Origin of the sequence: Mycobacterium angelicum, from assembly GCF_002086155.1 — a bacterium.
In the GTDB taxonomy this organism is placed as follows: domain Bacteria; phylum Actinomycetota; class Actinomycetes; order Mycobacteriales; family Mycobacteriaceae; genus Mycobacterium; species Mycobacterium angelicum.
Map to the genome: position 1 here is coordinate 1 of NZ_MVHE01000508.1, position 211 is coordinate 211.

The window sequence follows — 211 nt, forward strand, 5'->3', positions numbered from 1 at the left end:
CGGTGCCGCCGTTATTGTTCGCGGAGCCGGGGGTGCCTTGGGCGCCGTTGCCGCCTTGGGCGCCGTCGCCGCCCTTGCCGCCGGTGCCGGCGGTGCCTGCGGTGCCGCCTTGGCCGCCGGTGCCGACTAGGCCGGCCCCGCCGGCGGCGCCGCCTTTGCCGCCGTCGCCGCCCTTGGTAGCGGCCTCGGTGCTGCTGGTGGCGTTGAAGCC

The 211-nt window shown here is 78.2% G+C and carries 1 protein-coding gene; it reads right to left on the minus strand.

Annotation, left to right across the window (positions count from 1 at the left end; translation table 11 throughout):
* Positions 1–211 (minus strand): hypothetical protein (locus BST12_RS35250; protein WP_211281460.1); only part of this gene is annotated, 211 nt, incomplete at both ends.